Origin of the sequence: Neobacillus novalis NBRC 102450 (assembly GCF_001591805.1) — a bacterium.
Taxonomy (GTDB): domain Bacteria; phylum Bacillota; class Bacilli; order Bacillales; family Cytobacillaceae; genus Neobacillus; species Neobacillus novalis.
Genome location: NZ_BCVP01000052.1, coordinates 1 through 19,066 on the forward strand (window position 1 = coordinate 1; position 19,066 = coordinate 19,066).

At 38.8% G+C, this 19,066-nt stretch carries 16 protein-coding genes; 9 read left to right on the top strand and 7 right to left on the bottom strand.

What is annotated here, in order from left to right:
• Positions 1-557: 557 nt before the first annotated feature.
• Positions 558-1,844, top strand: a complete 1,287-nt coding sequence (locus tag BANVL01_RS24495) for a serine hydrolase domain-containing protein (protein ID WP_066095090.1) — start codon at positions 558-560, stop codon at positions 1,842-1,844.
• Positions 1,845-2,036: 192 nt separating this feature from the next.
• On the opposite strand, the gene BANVL01_RS24500 is transcribed toward BANVL01_RS24495, so the two are convergent.
• The 4 genes from BANVL01_RS24500 to BANVL01_RS24515 all read right to left on the bottom strand — a co-directional run bounded on the left by BANVL01_RS24500 (position 2,037) and on the right by BANVL01_RS24515 (position 6,590).
• Complete coding sequence (locus BANVL01_RS24500) at positions 2,037-5,207, bottom strand: ATP-binding cassette domain-containing protein (RefSeq protein ID WP_066095092.1); 3,171 nt, start codon at positions 5,205-5,207, stop codon at positions 2,037-2,039.
• Between the two features lie 137 nt (positions 5,208-5,344).
• Complete coding sequence (locus BANVL01_RS28430; protein ID WP_235845743.1) at positions 5,345-5,743, bottom strand: SRPBCC family protein; 399 nt, start codon at positions 5,741-5,743, stop codon at positions 5,345-5,347.
• On the bottom strand, positions 5,744-6,067 hold the full coding sequence (locus BANVL01_RS28435; RefSeq protein WP_066095096.1) for an ArsR/SmtB family transcription factor: 324 nt from the start codon (positions 6,065-6,067) through the stop codon (positions 5,744-5,746).
• 130 nt (positions 6,068-6,197) lie between these two features.
• Positions 6,198-6,590 carry a MerR family DNA-binding protein gene (locus BANVL01_RS24515; protein WP_066095099.1) on the bottom strand — a complete coding sequence of 131 codons (393 nt, stop codon included), beginning with the start codon at positions 6,588-6,590 and terminating at the stop codon, positions 6,198-6,200.
• A gap of 95 nt (positions 6,591-6,685) precedes the next feature.
• Between BANVL01_RS24515 and BANVL01_RS24520 the strand changes: the two genes are divergently transcribed.
• Positions 6,686-8,314, top strand: coding sequence for an acyl-CoA dehydrogenase family protein (locus tag BANVL01_RS24520; RefSeq protein WP_066095102.1), 1,629 nt, complete (start codon positions 6,686-6,688; stop codon positions 8,312-8,314).
• 223 nt (positions 8,315-8,537) lie between these two features.
• Positions 8,538-9,044 carry a DUF1648 domain-containing protein gene (locus tag BANVL01_RS24525; protein WP_066095105.1) on the top strand — a complete coding sequence of 169 codons (507 nt, stop codon included), beginning with the start codon at positions 8,538-8,540 and terminating at the stop codon, positions 9,042-9,044.
• Between the two features lie 62 nt (positions 9,045-9,106).
• Here the strand turns inward: BANVL01_RS24525 and BANVL01_RS24530 are convergent, their stop codons facing one another.
• From BANVL01_RS24530 to BANVL01_RS24540, 3 genes are all read right to left on the bottom strand, one after another.
• Positions 9,107-10,351, bottom strand: coding sequence for an aminopeptidase (locus tag BANVL01_RS24530; RefSeq protein WP_066095107.1), 1,245 nt, complete (start codon positions 10,349-10,351; stop codon positions 9,107-9,109).
• Positions 10,352-10,474: 123 nt separating this feature from the next.
• Positions 10,475-12,244: a sensor histidine kinase gene (locus BANVL01_RS24535; RefSeq protein WP_066095111.1), complete on the bottom strand. Its 1,770-nt coding sequence runs from the start codon at positions 12,242-12,244 to the stop codon at positions 10,475-10,477.
• A complete protein-coding gene (locus tag BANVL01_RS24540; protein WP_066095114.1) occupies positions 12,231-12,947 on the bottom strand; it encodes a response regulator transcription factor in 717 nt (238 codons plus the stop codon). The genes BANVL01_RS24535 and BANVL01_RS24540 overlap by 14 nt, the downstream gene beginning before the upstream one ends.
• A gap of 167 nt (positions 12,948-13,114) precedes the next feature.
• Here BANVL01_RS24540 and BANVL01_RS24545 point away from each other — a divergent pair, with 167 nt between their 5' ends.
• The 6 genes from BANVL01_RS24545 (at position 13,115) to BANVL01_RS24570 (ending at position 18,281) form a co-directional block, all read left to right on the top strand.
• Positions 13,115-13,804 (top strand): ABC transporter permease, encoded by a 690-nt coding sequence (locus tag BANVL01_RS24545; protein ID WP_066095117.1) that lies wholly within the window; start codon positions 13,115-13,117, stop codon positions 13,802-13,804.
• Positions 13,804-14,709, top strand: coding sequence for an ABC transporter ATP-binding protein (locus tag BANVL01_RS24550; RefSeq protein ID WP_066095121.1), 906 nt, complete (start codon positions 13,804-13,806; stop codon positions 14,707-14,709). Before BANVL01_RS24545 ends, BANVL01_RS24550 begins: the two co-directional genes overlap by 1 nt.
• A gap of 51 nt (positions 14,710-14,760) precedes the next feature.
• Positions 14,761-15,255, top strand: coding sequence for a PH domain-containing protein (locus BANVL01_RS24555; protein WP_066095124.1), 495 nt, complete (start codon positions 14,761-14,763; stop codon positions 15,253-15,255).
• Positions 15,252-16,739 carry a PH domain-containing protein gene (locus BANVL01_RS24560; RefSeq protein ID WP_066095129.1) on the top strand — a complete coding sequence of 496 codons (1,488 nt, stop codon included), beginning with the start codon at positions 15,252-15,254 and terminating at the stop codon, positions 16,737-16,739. The genes BANVL01_RS24555 and BANVL01_RS24560 overlap by 4 nt, the downstream gene beginning before the upstream one ends.
• A 69-nt stretch (positions 16,740-16,808) precedes the next feature.
• Positions 16,809-17,420 (top strand): DUF6518 family protein, encoded by a 612-nt coding sequence (locus BANVL01_RS24565; protein ID WP_066095132.1) that lies wholly within the window; start codon positions 16,809-16,811, stop codon positions 17,418-17,420.
• 33 nt (positions 17,421-17,453) lie between these two features.
• Positions 17,454-18,281, top strand: coding sequence for a DUF1835 domain-containing protein (locus BANVL01_RS24570; protein ID WP_066095135.1), 828 nt, complete (start codon positions 17,454-17,456; stop codon positions 18,279-18,281).
• Positions 18,282-19,066 lie beyond the last annotated feature (785 nt).

Genomic DNA, 19,066 nt, shown 5'->3' on the forward strand with positions numbered 1-19,066 from the left:
GGTCGTTATAACCGGTTCATAAAGCCCGAGCCCTGCGGTTTTCAGTCCAGACGGTCGTTATAACCGGTTCATAAAGCCCGAGCCCTGCGATTTTCAGTCCAGATGGTCGTTATAACCGGTCCATAAAGCCCGAGCCCTGCGATTTTTAGTCCAGACGGTCGTTATAATCGGTTCATAAAGCCCAAGCCCTGCGGTTTTCAGTCCAGACGGTCGTTAAAGAAATGATGAGGTACTTAATCATAGATTAACAAGGAAGCGAGGCGACGGTTCACGATTTTTTAAAAAATGATATGGAAGATTGCGTTAAAATGGATAATAAGTATACTTTTTGAGGGCGGACTAACTAAATAATCATGATTGAGAGGAATGAACGATATGAATAGCTGGTTGTACGGTATGTATGCGGTTATTTTGGGTAATGTCTCAGTTTTTACAGGTGAGATTGTTACCTTTGTTATGTTGGGCTTTATTCTATTAAGCTTACATAATATAAATTCAACATTAAAAAAGTTGGTTGAAGCCATTAAATCCAAGCAATAATGGAGGTAAATAAAAAAATGGAAACTAAAATTAATTTGCTAAATAAATACATGGATGCGCTAGCTGCCCACAACTATTTTAACGGAGCGGTACTTGTAGGATACAAAGGGGAAGTCCTGTTAAAGAAGGGGTATGGATTATCTTCATTTCAGTATGATGTTCCGAATACTCCTTCGACGAGATTTCGCATAGGGTCGTTAACGAAAGCGTTCACTGCGATGGCAATTTTGAAACTTCATGCTAAGGTAGTATTGGATCTTGACGATTCTATCAATAGGATTCTTCCTGATTATCCGAATGGTTCCCTGATAACCATCCGCCATTTACTGAATCAGTCTTCAGGAATTCCAAGCTTTACTTCCACACCGGAATATTGGACAAAATCAATGAGGCTTCCTGCGGATTTGAATGAGATTATTGAAGATTTTAAGGAGATGCCGCTTGAGTTTACTCCGGGTACAGACATGAATTACAGCAACTCCGGTTATTTATTATTAACCGCTATTATTGAAAAAGTATCCGGCGTGACTTTTGATGATTACCTTCAAAATGAAATTTTCGATAAACTAGAATTAACAGACACCGGTGTCGATAATGGGCGGACAATTGTAAAATCGCTGGCTCAAGGCCATACAGTCTGGGAAAAAGTTATCCATACAGAGCATATTGATATGTCGTTTCCACTCGGTGCCTACGGGATGTATTCAACCGCTCTAGATTTATATCGATGGTGTCAGGCACTCATGGACAATTCTTTAATTGATCAGGACCTGCAGGAGCAAATGTTTACCAGCTTAAATGGCTATGGGTTTGGCTGGTTCATTGAGGATGGAGCCAGCAAAGAGGTAAGTCATTTTGGTGACATTAATGGATTCGTCAATCATCTTGTGGTTTATCCGGATGAAGAACTCGTGGTGATTGTGTTAAGTAATATCAATATTACGCCAGTAACGCAGATTAGCAGCGACCTTATCAACATTGTATTTGGAAAAAAGGTTGAGGGAATTCAGCCGTTTAAACCAGTAGGGCTAGAGAGTGAAAACCTTGTAGGAACCTATTTGAATGGAGAAGAGACCTTATCGATTCATTTTGACAAAGAACTTTATGCTGTCGTTCCAAAAATGTACGGGGTCCCGTATAAATTCAAACTTGTACCGATTGAGGCGAACCAGGAAAAAGTCATCTGTAAAAGCGATTTTATTCATGATACTTATACTTTCCATTTAATTGAAAAAAGAATGCCACAATCTATTGAGTTGATAGATTCATATGGTGCTAAGAAAGTGTATGTAAAGAGTAAATGATCTAACTCTAATAACCAATCAAACGTTTGATTAAATTTCAGACACTATGTGAGTCAGGTTTGAAAAACCAATCAAACGTTTGATTAAATGGCCGAACCTGCTGGTATGACTGGCCCGAAGAAGCCAATCAAACGTTTGATTAACTGGTAGCTAGCTCTTTACTTAAATATCGCTTGTTTTAATCATTCTAATTTAATTATTTTCCTCGAGGAATTGGTAAACCGCCATCAAATCTTGTTTATTCAACTCACGAATTCGATTGAAAATTGGAATATCTGCAACTGCCTCAAGATTTAAGCTTTCAGCCACAACATCCCTTACTTTGCCTGTAAGCCATGTTTTTACTTCTATGCCCTCGACGATTTCCTTACGCCCTTCATCATTGATGCCACTTGCATAACAACTTACACATGGAATTGTTAATTTAAACACGCCATCATGGAGATTATCTTCTGAAATTACTTTCTTACCTTTACAGAAAGGACATGGATGACTTGCCTTAATCTTATTAATTTGAGTGACAAGTTTTTTGTAACCAAACGCTTCATAAACATACGTTAGTTTTTTGTATTTTCCATTGGTGAAATACTTATCAATGATGGTTTCTCTCGTCTCGGTGATATTGGCAAAATCACAGATAGTAATCTGATTATTGATGCTGATGGATTCGATATTGCCTTTGACCCGGTCCCAGAATGGTAAGACATTTTGTAATACCATTTCATAACCAACAAAACTTGCTAGTTCCAATTCAAACATTTTCAGCGCAACTTGTGTTTCCCTAGGCATTAGTGAGACATCTTCTGTCAAAGTCATTTCGCCGCCAACAATCGCTTTCAATTTTTCCAGTTCTGGTAACTTTCCTACTGTTTTCATCACTTGATTTAGCGGCTGTGCGATAATCTCACGAATATCTGTGTCGCCAAATTTGAGCTTTTTATGATGATTTAGCACGGTTCCGTGACAAATCGGACAGGTAATCTTCTCTTTTGATGCTTTCATCTGCTCTTTAATAATCGATTTTGAAATGACTATATACATCCCAAGGATCTTATTAAAGCCCTCCCATGTCCTCCGCGTCTTGCCTGCTTTATCATAGAATGACTTTTCCCAATACCCGTATAAAAAGGTATGCTTCTCTGCTTCTGTCATCTCATTGTAGCTTTTACTAATATCTTGACCAAGTTCATTCTTAATCTCATCAAAAAGAAATTGCAATTTCGGATATTGATAATATTTTAATACCTCCATTACTTCTGGATGCAATAAGCCATCCCAGAATGGAACGGTTTTGTCTTGAATGACAATATCAAAATCAAACTTTTCAATAACCCGACGCCCTGAACAAACTGGGCAATGATTTTCTTGATTATAGAAATCGAAGCTTCTTGTATCTTTATTGGTTGGATGTGCTGCTACAATATGGTTGATCAAACCGCCAATCTCATAGAGAAAACTATATTGACTATACAAATGCCTTTCAAGATCAATGGCGATGACGGGTGCAATGGTGTCAGATTCGTATTCGCCATAAATCAAACGAGCCATTGATGATAAGCTTTTTAAAATGCCACCCTTATAGACATTTTCTGCATGTTTAAAATAGTCGATATGATTTTCTTTTAAATAGGTAATACCCTTTTGCTGCTTGAGTGTGGAAGAAATAGGCGATGGAGCAACACTATAAGCACCGTTTTGTTCACGATAATAATCATCATGACTGATCGTCTCAAGATGCTCCACAGGTTCAAGCTGTCTTTTACCAAAATCAACAATAAAATCAGAACTTTTCATCATATAGTCATTGTGTTCAATCATTATGATAGAGACTGATTCATCCTTTAGTATTCCCCTGATACTATCAATAAATTGATTTAAAATATTTTGTGATAACCCTTTTGAAGGCTCGTCAAAAATAAACAGCGTATGCGGGTTTCTTGAGTTGGTAAACAGCTCCGAAACTAAATGAACACATTGAAATTCACCGGTCGATAAAGACTGTGTTTTTCTTTCCAATGTCAAATAACCAAGTCCAAGTTTGATCAATAAGTTTAAGCGTTTATGAGCGATGTCTTCATTTGGCAGTTCATCAATAATATCTTCAATCGAGCGCTCGAAAATATCATCAATATCTTCACTATATTTTGTGAGTTTCTTTTTAATATCAAGAAACGTCGCAACGGTTGACCGACTAGTAATCGATTGGTTTCGATCTTGACCAACCATTACTAGTTTATCTTTTGGATATCGTTTCTGAAAATCTTTGGTTATACACTCATTGACAAGTGTCGATTTACCACATCCAGACTCCCCCGTAACGGTTACAAGTCTATTTTTGGGAATCTGAATTTCAGCCATTTGAATATTACGACAGTAAAGATCATGAAAATGATAGTATTCTGTTGGTACTTTCTTATTTCGTTCCCAGGTAATCGGTTTTGGACGTGGGGATTCTTCAACAATTTTCCCTCCGTATTTACCACTGCCAGGACCAAAGAATAATTGCTTATCTGATGTATCGAGCACGGTGTCAGAATGATCAATGAGCCAAATTTGATTCTTATAGCCTAATTGTTTAATCTGTTCTAAAATTTTCAATAGTGTTTGGTGATCAAGACCCACAGAGATTTCATCAATAATAATAACGGTATTATCACTTGCTGCCATGAATTCTGCCAAGTAAAGTCGTGTTAATTCTCCACCTGACAATGTACCCATAATTCGATTTAATGTTAAGTAACCAATATTCATATTGATAATATTTTTAAGAACATGTTGTTTCGCTTCACTAATATGTAATTCTTCTGCAAGGGATAGAATCGACTCCATGCTTAAGTTGTTGATATCGGAAATACTATGTGGCTGCCCCAATAATTCTATTCTTTTTTGCTCAACTTCCGGACTATAGCGTCTGCCTTCACATTTTTTACATTCGACATTTTTGGTCGTACCGCGTCCTTTACAAGCTGGGCACCAGCCTAGTGCATTATTAAATGAAAACACTTCTGGAGAAAGATTATATTTTTCAGCAAGCCGCACGCGGATCTCTGTAAACACGCCCGTATGTGTACCAATGGTTGAACGTGGATTAGAAGAAATGGATGATCTTCCGAGAAAAAGTACTAGAGGCATCTCTTCCATTTTGATGGCACTGAAATTGGTTTCCATAATATTTGGAAATAAATACTGATAATCAGCCTTTGGCAATAAGGAAACGAGACGCTTCTTGGATTCTTCCCCAATGGTTTGACAAAAAGTGGTTTTGCCAGATCCAGACAAACCAGCAATTCCGAGCGTCAGATCTTCCGGCAAGACGGCATCTAAACGGTTAATATTGTTGGCAATTAATTGCTTTATTTTCATAGTGCTCTCCTCTCCATTCTCTAAATATAGTATTGCCATGTTAGTAAAACTTCAAATGAATTTGTACGAAAAAAGCAAACGGCTCAGTCCATTACCGAGCCGTTTGCTTTTTCCTATACGTTAGCATAGGTTTGGTCTTATCTTTCCCCTAACACCTTTTCAAGCTCGCCGAACCAGTTAGTCCAGCCATACTTAGCGCCAGCGGCTGCCTGATCATTTGAGATGCCGGTTTGTTCGAGATGAAGGTTAACCTTTCCGTCCCCTAAATCCGACAGCGTCCAGGTGACCGTATGCTTCTCTCCGCTTTCCCAAGTATAGGACAACCGGTTTGGTTCTTCCACGATCAGCACTTCGCCCTCAATAAGTCCACTCCAGTATTGAGTTGGTTCAGTTCGAAATTGAAATTTATGTCCTACAATTGGTTTAAAGTCATTTTCCATTATCCATTTCTCAAGAGTTTTCGAATCTGTTAATGCGTTCCACAACTTATTGATTGAACTTGTAAACTGAAAATCTAATGATAATTCTGCCATTATTTATTCCTCCGCTAATAAATTTTTTAAAAGTGCCACTTTTTCCATCCAAAATTTCTCGTAAAAGGATACCCAATCTTTAATTTCCTCTAGGGGAGCTGCATTTAGTCGATACCTTGTTTCTCTACCAACTTTACGGTCAGAAACTAGACCCGCTTCTTTAAGGATAGCCAAATGTTTAGAAACAGCGGTACGCCCCATTTGAAATTGAGCGGTTAATTCGTGAAGTGGTAACTCTTCTGCATCTGCCAACAACCGCAGCAATTTACGTCTTGTTGGGTCAGCAATGGCTACATAAACATCACGCTCTTGATATTTCTCGTTCAAAATCACCCTCTCCTTATAAATTGGACACCAATTAGTGTCTTTATTATAAGACACCAAACAGTGTCCAGTCAAAATTCACTTTTGTCATAATAGTTATGATTTATTCTCCTATTTATTTTCCACCTTCTTCTTACTTTTTAGAATCACTATTTTGGAGATATCTTTCCTTGTGAACAATAAGCTCATCTCTTAACATTTGGAGCTGCAGGATTTGTTCATTCATCTCATGAATCTTCCGGTCTGCATGCTGGATGATTCTTTTTTTCTCTTCCAATCCCTCAGGGTTCGCTTCGTAAAGTTCAATCATTTCCTTTATTTCTTGCAAACTGAAACCCAGCTTTTTACCACGAAGAATCAGCTTTAACCTTCTCCTTTCCTGGTTTGTATAGCTTCGCTGCTTGGTTAATCTGTCGCGCGTTTCTGACGTTAGCATTCCAACTTCTTCATAGTAACGTATCGTTCTCGAGCTGACATCAAACATCGATGCAAGCGCGCTTATTGAAAAAAGATCTTCCGCTGACATTCATTTATCCTCCTAGTTGACGTTAACGTAAACTTAATATTATAATAATTCTGAATAACACAATTTGTCAATTGAAAATAAGGAGTGATTAGTTGATGAGCATAACCTCCCAAGACATAGATACAAAAGGGAAAAATTCCTACAGCTTTGATGAATTTGTTGCAAACCGTGAAAACCTTGATTGGTATCGTGATGAACCATTTTTGCAAAAGGCAGTGGAAAAATTCACTGGTTCTGAGTTTGAACAAATTCACGAAAGAATTCTTTCCTTTTCTCCAACGGTTTCTTCTAAATGGAATCGTTTAGCCGTACAAAGCGCGAGGCCGGAAGTCCGTCCGCATATGCTTCACTATGATGCGTTTAACCACAGGATAGACAGAGTGGTGCGGCCGATGGAAACACAGCTTTTAGAAAAGGGAGTATTTGGTGAAGGGCTATTCTCTAGTCAAATGACAGCTTGGGAAAGTTTTGTTAAACGAATGTTAATTCATCAACTAGGAGAAGCGGGGGTAACCTGTCCTTTAACATGTACGCACGGCTTAATTGCCCTAATGGAAGAATTTCCGGATGAGATTCATCCAGAACTCCAAGAGATTTTGATGCAAACAAAAGAAGGGGTTAACGGAGAATTTGCCATTGGTGCCCAGTTTATGTCAGAAATCCAAGGCGGATCTGATTTGCCTGCCAATCTATTAGAAGCCGTTCCCGATGGAAAAAACTATCGGTTATATGGCAATAAATTCTTCTGCTCCGTCGCGCATGCTGATTATTCTGTTGTCACCGCCAAAATTTCAGGCTCAAACAATGTATCCACCTTTATTGTCCCATCATGGCTGCCAGGAAATAAAGAGAAGGAAAAGAGAAATGACTATCAAATTAACCGAATTAAATGGAAAATGGGTACCGCTGAGGTTCCAACCGGCGAATTCCAATATAATGGAGCTCTTGCGTATCCCATCGGTCCAAAAGATAAAGGCATTGCCGTGGCAGTCGGAATTGTTCTGACATTATCCCGTCTTGAAATCGGCATTGCCTGCGCCGGATTTATGCTGCGCGCATCAAGAGAAGCCAATCTTTATAGCGAGTTCCGTTCCGTTTTTGGAAGAAAGATAAAAGACTATCCGCTTGCTGCAAGTAAATTAAAGCTAATAGAGAATGCAGCACAACGGACAACCGCAGGCGCCTTTAAAATATATGACCTTTTCTTACGTCTCGAAAAGCCGCTTAATCCAGGACTTAAATCAGACCACCCCCTTGAAATCAGAAAGCAACTGTTTAACCTGCGCGAATTAATTTTATTGCAGAAAATTGGCGCTACCAAAGAGGGTGTGGAAGTATTACGCGAGGCCATCTCGGTGTTTGCCGGTCATGGCGTCATGGAGGAGTTCTCCTCACTTCCGCGGATATTCCGGGATGTCGTTGTAAACGAACAATGGGAAGGACCACGAAATCTGTTATTAACTCAAATTTATCGAGATATTAGTAGAGTGGCAGATTGGTATCCCCCATTTGATTTTGTTCGTCATGTTCTTGACGGTGCATCACCGGAAATCATCCAAACATTTTCAGTGCAACTGGAAGACCTGCTGCAACGGCCGGTTCTTGGAGAAGTAAGTGAAGGATCGATGGAGGCAGCGATGGAGTGGGATGTGTTTTGCAGTTCCTTCTTTAAAGCCTATCAGGAAGTGGCATTAGCAGAGATAAAGGAATCCGGTATAATTTGACAGTAAACTAGTATAGGTAAAAAGGGAACTTCTTGATGGTGAGAAGTTCCTTTTTCCCTTTTTAAAAATTCTATCTTTTGCTGTAAAAAATAATATAAAATGGGAATAAAAGAGGCTTGTTTCATGCGTGTATCGAATAACAATTTTTGTGATGAAAAAGAGATTCGTTGTGATGAGTGGGTATATTCAATAAGAAAAACCTTTTAAGGGAGGAGAAATGATAATGGCGAATTATTTGGGCAGACCAAAATTAAAAATACCCAAGACAAAAAGTGAATGGATTTGGGATATAATCGGCTATTTATGCTTTTTCGGATCAATTATTGTTTTACTTTATGTTTGGAGAACACTCCCTGATAAAGTGCCTGGACATTACAATGCTGCAGGTAAGGTGGACCGCTGGGGATCAAAATGGGAGCTTCTTATTTTACCGTTTGTAGGGATATTCATTGCACTTCTAATGGGTATTATAGAAAAATTCCCCGAAATACATAATTATCCTAAACGATTAAATGAATCAAATGCAGAACAGTTTTATTTACAAAGCCGAAAACTTGTTAATCAATTAAAAAACATCTGTCTCATTCTTTTTTCGCTCATCTTAGTTGAATCCATTTCTATTCCATTAGGCTGGGGAGGCGGCTTTGGCATATGGTTTTTACCGACAGCGCTAATTGGAATTGGTCTTCCAATTTTATTTGGAATAATGAGGCTTATGCGGATTAAATAATAGGGAAGGATCCTATGCTTCATTTCAGTGAAGCATAAGAACCTTCGCCTTTCATGATTGCATTAAAACGCCCAGTCTCCATTACGGAAAATCGGAACAATTGTGCCGTCTTGTTTAATGCCATCGATATCCATCTTGTCAGAGCCAATCATAAAGTCAACGTGAACTGTGGAAGTATTCATGCCGTGTTTTAATAATTCTTCCTGGCTCATTTTCGTTCCACCTTCAATCGTAGTTGGGTAAGCTGCCCCGATTGCTAAGTGGTTAGAGGCATTTTCATCAAAAAGAGTATTGAAGAAAGTGATTCCTGATTGAGAAATTGGGGATGGGTCTGGTACCAAGGCAACCTCACCTAAGCCAGTGCCGCCTTCGTTATCAAACACCAATTTCTTAATCGCTTCATCGCCTTTTTCAGCAGAAATGTCCACAATCTTGCCATCCTTAAAGTGCACTTCAATTCCTTCAATTAATGTCCCGGCATAGCTTAACGGCTTTGTGCTACGAACCACACCATCCATGCGATGAGTGTCAGGAGCAGTGAAAACTTCTTCTGTCGGCATGTTAGCAATAAATTCTTCGCCCTTTGGATTATAACTTTCAGCACACGCCCAAATATGGTTCTTCGGTAAGCCTAATGTTAAATCCGTACCAGGAGCTGTGTAGTGCAAGGCATCAAATTGAACTTCATTTAATTTTGTTGCCTTTTCATTCAATGTCTTTTTATGTTCATCCCAGGCAGCAACTGGATCTTCTGCATAAACGCGGGAGGTTTTAAATATTTGATCCCATAAGGCATCAACTTGTTCTTCCGAAGTTGCAAGGTTAGGGAACACTTTTGCCGCCCAACCAGCTCCTGCTGCAGCCGCGACAGTCCATTTCAAATCATCATTTTGCGTGGCCTTGCGCTGGGCACTGAAAGCTTTTCCAAACACATTTTGATATGCAGCCACTTTAGCAGGATCGACTTCATTTAGTAAGCCAGGGTCACTTGATACAATAGAAAGACGGCTTACGTGATGATTTAGTACATGGTCTTCGGATTCTTGAATTTCGTATTCTGGAATGTCAGTCAGCACTTCTACAGGCTGATGTATGTAATGTCGTTTATTGATTTCATCATCGGACCATTTAACAATTACCTTTTCTGCGCCTAAAGCATAAGCTTCTTCCGTGATTAATCGAGCTAAAGGAGCTTGATCAACGGTAATGGTCATTTTTACCCAATCACCAGGTTGAACATTGATTCCTTTGGCCACTAAAAGTTTTGCGTATTTTTGCAAATTTGTTTCAAAATTTGGTAGTACCATTTTTTTAACCCCCAATAATTTATTCCTTACCAACATACCATACTCATAAATTTCTTCAAAATTATCCAACTTCATAAAAAACAATTTACGTCAAAAAGATTGTGGGGGACTGGTTTCTTAAACTCAATCAGGGGTTAATCTAGAACCACTATCATTTTCCTCCATTAATAGGGGAAGAGCGATTCGAACCGTTGTGCCTTTTTGAGGAGCACTTTTTACGTTAATGGATCCTCCGTGTAAATGAACCAATTGTTTGGTGATGGCCATTCCAAGTCCAGTTCCGCTGCCGGAGTCGCTTGTATTGGTGCCTCGGTAGTAGCGATGGAAGAGTTTATTGAGCGTTTCATTGTCCATGCCGATGCCGTCATCCTCAATGGTAATCATCATAAGATATTGTTCAATAGATGAAATCGATACCGTAATCTTCGTGCCAGAAGGATTATATTTGACGGCATTCGCAAGCAGGTTATCAATAATCCGTTGAAACCATTTGGAATCAATCGGTGCGAAAATGGTTCCATTATGTGAATGGAAGAGGAATTGCTTCCCATTGTTAGTCGGATCATTGATGAAATGGATGACGGTTCGTCGGATAAATTCGTTCATATCTACCAGTTCTTTTGCCATTGGTAAAGTCTGATTTTTTAGGCGATACGTTAAAGTTAAGTCCTCAAGTAAGTCCATCATATACGTGGATTTTTCTGTTATGATTCCCGCGAACTCTCTTGTCTCTGGCTCTGACCAGGAATAATTTTTCGATTCGAGCATTTGTGCATAACCGGAAATGGAGGAAAGCGGCGTTTTTAAGTCATGGGAAAGACCGCTAATCCATTCTTCCCGCGTTTGTGTCATTTTCTGTCTTTGTGCTTCGTTTTGTTTGAGGGTCTTTGTTAAATGTGAAAGGGTTGCAATGAGATCCTTGTACAAACGATACTTTCTTTTTAGTTTTCCTTTTTTATTTAACATCATCGGGCGTTGATGGAGATCATAAGGCTGCTCATATAAACCACTGCCAAGATTTTGAATCCATTTCATCATCATAATCAATGGAACACCGAATTTACGTGCATACCAGAAGGTACCCATCATCAATAGCAGAAATAATAAGACAGGAATGATTAAAAAACCTTTAGTCATCGTTTTGACCAAGCTTACTTCAAGATTTGGGGCTGATCTTGATTCATGGATTCCCACAATAATCGTTTGTTCTGACCTTGTATCAAAGTAAGCGGCAATGGATCCGTGTTTTTCCTTTGTTAAGTTGTGAAGATCCTGAATCGAGTACGTTATGGGTTCCTTGTCTGTACCGTATTGATCAATTACTTTACCGGTTGAATCAATCAATTGAGCCCAGCCTTTTTCTTCATTCAATTGTTGAAGAGTGGCAGCGGTAAGATGAAGCTGATGATTTTTCCAATCGGTATCTGACTTCATTTCGTTTAATAATCTAGTCTCCGCATTTTTTCTTCCGAATAAAAGCAAGTACGGCTGGAGGCCAGTTTCTTTTAACAGCCAATGCGTGTATTCCGTAGAGACAGAGCTTTCTTGCAGCAGAAGAGCGGCCAATTCACTTTGTGAAAAATGGCCCGGGACTTGTTTCGATGCATGGTAAGATCCTATGACATCGCCTTTTTGTGTAAGCACAAGGAGCCAGCCGTTCTGATTTTCCGCCAGTTGTTTTAATTCATCATCAAACGTTGCTTTATATCCATGTATCGTAATCCGATTAGAAAAAAAAGCGTCATCTGCCTTGGATAGATCTTGGGTAACCTCATCATTCATAATCGAAAAGCCAATGATTCCCCAAATGGAGATTAATAGAAAGAAAAAGAGGATAAACACAAGGATTAACTGGATAAAAAACTGTACAATAAAACGTTTATGGATGTTCATGGATGCCGCCATCTGGTACAAATTTATAGCCAAGCCCTCTTACAGTAAGAATGTAATGCGGTTTACTTGGATTGTCCTCGATCTTTTTCCGAAGCTTTCTAATATGGACCATAACGGTATTATCCTCACCTAGAAATTCTTCGCCCCACACATTTTCGTAAAGCTGGCTTTTACTGAATAGCTGATTTGGATGTTTGCAGAAGAATAGCAGGAGCTGATAGACCTGTGCTGGTAATTCCACAGTCCTTCCTCCTACAGTCACTTCCCCAGAGAGGGCATTTACATGGATGGATCCATATCGGTAAATCGTTTTAGATGTGTTTGTGATCTTTCCTGAGTGACGCCGTAAATGTGCTTTGATTCTTGCGACGACTTCCAGGGGATTGAAGGGTTTTGTGATATAATCGTCTGCGCCTAATGCAAAGCCCGAAAGTTTATCCAAATCTGTTGACCGCGCTGTCAGGAAGAATATCGGGGCATCGGTCGTTTCCCTAATTAGCGGGCAAATTTCAAAACCACTGCGATTTGGAAGCATTACATCCAGAAGGATTAAGTCATATCGTTTGGTTTGACATAAGGCAAGAGCATCCTCAGCTGAACCTGCCGTATCGATCAGGTTAAAGGCTTCCTTTTTTAGAATCGTTGTTAACATATGTAAAATAGCTTTCTCATCATCGATAATTAATAATTGTGGCTCGTGCATAAAGAAACTCCTATTCTATATCAATCTATACATTATCATATCATTCAGTTGTCAAATATCTAGGAATTAAGGAACAATTAAGGTGGGATTTTAGTTGGGTTAAGATAGAAATACTATAATTATGGTAAAGATTCACACAATAAAGAAACGGAAAGGAGAAACAAAGTATGTATGTAATCGGTAAAAGGGAATTTATGAGTTTATTCAAAGGGGTAAAATCGCTTATCGTCATTGCAATTTTATTAGTAACTTCCTATTATTCAGCCAAGTTTGCGAATTTTTTACTGTCGGGGATCGAGCTTTCAGCAAAGGAAGCTGAAAATATTCACACGGTTGGTCTTTTAGGCTTGCTGTTGCTCCTCGGCCAATTGTTTATAGCGGGGCTTTCCCATGATACAATCAACCGAGAGACACACGAACGCACGATGCGATTTTTAGTAACAAGAACGTCAAGAACATCCATAGTACTTGGAAAGTTTTTGGGTATTTGGCTGTTTTGGTTTATTTGCCTGATAATCTCCTTCCTGATTATCAGTATATTTGCACAGAAGATCGATATTTTTATTTTTTCTCAGATCATGAGTTTAGTAACCTATCAAATTTCCTTCACTATCTTGCTTTCAGCTCTGATCCCTAAGCCTGGATTTACGATGTTTTTAGGAATTGTGGTTGGACTTTCCTTTCCGATTTTGGGATTATGGGTTGTGTTTACGTCAAATGTTTGGGTGAGTTGGACAAAGTATATTACCCCTTTTTATTATTTGGAGCGCGAAGACTTTTCTTTTTTGGTGATTTTTATAGTAGCTGGTATCATGCTCTTTTTCGCCAACTTTATATTTAAAAGGAGAGAATGCTGATGATTGCCATTGAAACAACACAGCTGAAGAAGTCATATGGAACGGCGCCAATTGTAAAAGGGATAGACTTAATCATAGAAAAAGGGGAAATCTTTGGTTTCTTAGGTCGTAACGGGGCTGGTAAATCCACTTTTATTAATATGTTAACCGGCATTATTCGCCCAAGCTCCGGCACATACTCCCTGTTAGGTGTAAAAGGTCCCAATGATCAAGTAAAGAAGCGGATTGGGGTAATGCCTGATTACTCCACTTTATATGGCTCTTTAACTGCAATGGAGCATTTAAAATATCTTTCGGCTTTGTCTGGAAAGCCGGCCGGAAAGGAATGGTGTTTGGAGATCCTAAAGTTAGTGGGCCTGGAATCTCATGTTCGAAAAAAGGTGGCTAAATTCTCATTTGGAATGAAAAAGAAATTAGGGATTGCACTAGCCATCATCCATGATCCTGAGCTCATTTTTCTTGATGAGCCCACTTCAGGTCTGGATGCAGAATCTGCGATTCATATCCATAAGCTAATCCTTAGGTTGCAAAAAAGCGGGAAGACCATATTCATGACATCTCATAATCTGGCTGAAGTAGAGAAACTTTGTACACAAATTGCGATTATGAAAGATGGAAAGATCGCAGCTAGCGGCACAATGGATGAGCTTAGAGCCTTCTATCGGTCGACCATAAAAGTTAAAATCAAGCATTCTCCAGTGCCGACATCGGAACAAATAAACTTACATCAGTGGCTGGAGTCAGCAGGAACAGATTTGGAAATGAAAGCTCCCTATGTAACCATCACCGTAATAGATGAGAAAAAGATTGCTGAAATCATCCGAGCGTTTCAGCAGTGTCGGGCAGATGTCCTTCGTGTTGAAGTAGAAGAACCATCGCTTGAAGATATATTTCTGGATGAATAACTTCGATGTCTTATTAAATATAGAGGCATCGAAATAAAGAAGGTGATTTTTATGTATTCACAAATGAATGGGCCCCAAAAACGATTATCTAAGGATGCAGTGAAAGTATGGATTATAAGTGAAACGATTACGAGTATAATTGGATTCATTACCCTTGGAATTTTCCTTTATCTGGATTATCGTTTTTCTTGGAAAGAGTGGATTGGCTGGATTCTGAAGGGACTGCTCCTGATTTCTGTGCTAAGCGCAGTCTGGTCATGGATTAAGTCGTTTCTTCTTTATAAAAGCTGGCGTTATGATGTTAGTGAAGAGTTTTTACAATTGAAGTCAGGTGTATTATATGAAAAACATCAACTAGTCCCGATGACCAAAATACAATCGGTAGCAACTAATCAAGGACCGGTACTGAGAAAATATGGGCTTTGTTCCGTTTCCATTGAAACTATTGCATCCGCTCACGCTATTCCGGCCCTGCCTAAACAGACCGCCATTGAATTAAGGAACCAGATTGCTCATTATGCAAAAATTAAGGAAGTGGAGCCATGATCCCAGCAAAACGATACCATCCACTTCTTATGCTTTTTGGCCTATGGTCGCTACTAAAGAACAATTTTTTCATTTTTATTTTTTTGTTTGTGATCAAAGCTAGGTCGCAATCACCCTTCATTATATATGGCAGGATCCTATTTTTCATAGTTTTTGGAGTGGCGTTTATTTACATTTTTTTAAAATGGTTCGCCCATAAATATGAACTCGATGGTCGGTCATTTCATCTGTACAAAGGAATTTTCATTAAATCAGAGCGAACCATTCCTTTTTCAAAAATTCAAAACGTCAACCGTCATACCTCTCTTTTTCATCGGTTGTTTAAAGTGACTTCCATTAGCTTTGAAACGGGAATGACAGGTGAAGAAGCTGCTGTGAAATTCGAAGTGGTTTCGCAACTAGAATCATTGCGAATGGAACAGCATATAACAAGTGAAGTAAACGATAATGCTATGAATCTTTCTCCTTCAGAAATGGTTGTAGCAAAAGTAGATTCCATCCGAATTATTCATTTTAAACCAATGAAAAAGGATATCTTAAACGCAAGTTTTACATCATTAAGCTTTCTCGTATTTATTCCTTTACTTTTATCGTTTTATTCTAAAATTGATGAAATCCTTCATGTGGAAAAAGAAACAGCGGGGATCTTTTTCTATATCATCAGTTCTTGGTGGATTGTTACAACCATCGTCGTTGTCCTCATCATGGCTTCTGTTGCTTTTGGAATCGCAAGGGCATTTATAAAATATGGGAAGTATGAAATTTCCTCCGACCGGAATCGTATTTATATTACAAAAGGTGTCATCGATGAAACGGCCTTTTCTATTGCAAAAGAAAAGGTGCAAGCAATTGAAATTAAGCAGTCCATCTTGAAACGATTGCTTGGCCTTGCCGAAGTGAAACTGACTTGTGCTGGCAGTCTTAGTTTCGGAGAGGAAACACTTGAAATCAATTCACTTTACCCGTTCCTCCCCGTTCAACGAGCTTATGAAATGGTATCGGAAATTTTACCGACTTATGAAGTAACACCAAAGATGAAGCGCCTGCCGAAAAAATCTTTATGGGTCCGCTTATTTAGTCCGAGTTGGATCTGGGTGATTACTACGGCAGTTCTATTTTATTTTAGACCGGCTGTCTTAGGAGTGGAACAAGCATGGTGGATAGTATCGGCTGCTTTGTTATTAATGATTATTGCAATAAGATGGCTAGATTTCATACATACAAAATATATTTTGAACAATCGCTTCATTCAATACAAAACGGGCAGTCTAACTACTTCTTTATTCATTTCCAAGCGGGAAAAAGTGATCGAAGTAAAAGTAACTCGGACTATTTTTCAAAAATGGTTAGGGCTTGCCTCGATAGAAACAATCAATCGAGCCAAACCATTACAGCATAATGGGATTGAGGATGTACCAGTAGAATTTGCAGACTCGTTTTACAAATGGTATATGGGACGCAGAAACGAAATTGAAATTGAATAAACGTGGTTTACCATTCTGACCAAGAGATTTCCCCTTTTAAAGAAACTCAACCGTTGTAGGTGATGTGGAATGAAAGAAAAACTGGTTTACATCAGAGCTAAATCGGATAAAGTGCCTCCCTTACAACAGAGATTAGTAAGGGTATTGTTTGTATTTTTGCTGGGAGCATTATTGGGTTTCTTGGCAAAATTCTCAGATGGCTCGGTTATAGGGCTAATTGGAACTTACCTTGGCTTTTGGATTGTAGTTACATCAATTATTGCCGTCCGAAGTTGGTCGCCTAAAGCTGCGGCATTACATGCATTTATTTTTCTAATGGCAATGTTTCTTGTTTATTATTTCTATTCCATGGTATTGTTTGGATTTTTCCCTAAGGATTATTTTTTCGTTTGGGGCGGAATTGCCTTACTTTCGCCGGTAGGTGGTTATGCGGTGTGGTACGCCAAAGGAAATGGATGGATTGCAGCACTCTGCACTGCCTTACCAATTAGTTTACTTTTGGTGGAAGGCTATAGTTTTTTCTATACGTTCGGGGTCCCCCAGGGGTTCGATATCATCTCAGCTGCTATGTTATTTATCATTTTGCCTGCAAATCATTTTCAACGCTTACGCACGCTGCCTATTGTCATTGTGCTATTTTTCTTGATGGAGCGGTTAGGGGTACTCTATTATTTGCTGTGATAAATATTTTTTCTGTTGGAAGGAGCATTAAAGATGATCCATATTCTATTTGACCAATCTTCTGCAGGCAGTTTAAGAGTAGCATTTAAGGAAATGGGAATGGATAAAGAAGAACAAATTATTTCCTTTTGGAATATGTTCTCGATTGGTCCTGTTCAGCGGTTACACGAAGAAGCGGGGCAGGAGGCACGATTTGATTGGATGAAGGACGTAATGAATGATGAACTTGGTGAATTTCAGGAATATACGCAGCATTTCCAGAAGACTATTTATCAGATTAGATCCATTCCTGAAGGTGCAGCTATTACCATTTGGACTGCTGAAAACGCGCATGAACAGACAGGACTACGATTTATTTTGGATTTATTGAAGGGTAAAAATAACGATATAACCGTTATCAACACGACAAAGTCATATGGAGAACTTTTCAACACAGGAAGAAGACAATATACCGTTTTGCATTCAGGCGAAATAAATCCTGACAAACTCCAAATAATATATGATCAAGGAGAAGGAAGAGTTCTAACTGATCATGATAAAGAAGATTATGGGAATGAATGGATTTTTTTAACCGAGAATCGTGAAACTTTAAGAATCTGGAGAAATGGAAGGATTGTGAGTGTCCCTGAAGACTATTACGACCCATTTATCATCCAAAAAGCTAAAAATTTACATAGAAGGCAGGAAACAAAAGACTTTATGAAATCTGCCAGACTAATTGGCGAGGTGCTGGGGCATTTAGACCAATATGTTGGAGATGAATTTTTAGAATATCGCCTAAGAAAGCTGATAGAAAAAGGGGTTTTTGATGTAGAAGGCAGTTTGATCGCTATGAGGTACTATAGCGTGAAGTTGCGTTAGGAAAGGAAAAGCTAAATCTTGTTATCGCAATCATTTTGATCATTGCGTTTTTCATCGGTCTTATGAAGGACATATCTCTCGATCTCCTGCTGAGAAGTGTCCTTCATCGGAATTATGAAGGACACTTCTCTCGATTTCCTGATGAGTTTTGTCCTTCATCAGCTTTATGAAGGACACTTCCCTCGATTTCCAACTGAGTTTTGTCCTTCATCAGCTTTATGAAGGACATTTCCCTCGATTTCCAACTGAGTTTTGTCCTTCATCAGCTTTATGAAGGACATTTCTCTCGATCTCCCACTAAGTTCTGTCCTTCATCGGCTCCATGAGGGACCCTTCCCCCGATCTCCTGCTGAGTTTGTCCTTCATTGGCTTTATAAAGGACAAAATAACAATATATTAAATTGCACACTTAAATTCACCATAAATCACGCTAATTTACACTCACTCCAATATGTTTTCATCACTAGAGAATTCCATAAAGAATTCATTTGTGAAAAAGTGGAGACTGCCCATTTTTTTGATAACTGGCAGGGAAAAACCCAATCAAACGTTTGATTAAATTCTTGAGCAGGAAAAAGGTCAAACTCAGCTGAGCAATCAGGATTGCAGATATTGTAAGGGTTATTTCCTTGCAGGGTTATAAAACCACCGCCTAAAAATGCAAATATACCTCCATCTCATCTATTCTTCCCCCAAAACTAGATTCTCTCTTTTATTAAAAGCTATATTCAGGTATTGAAGAAAGTACATATCTCCTTCATAAAATTGAGTCGATACACTGAAAT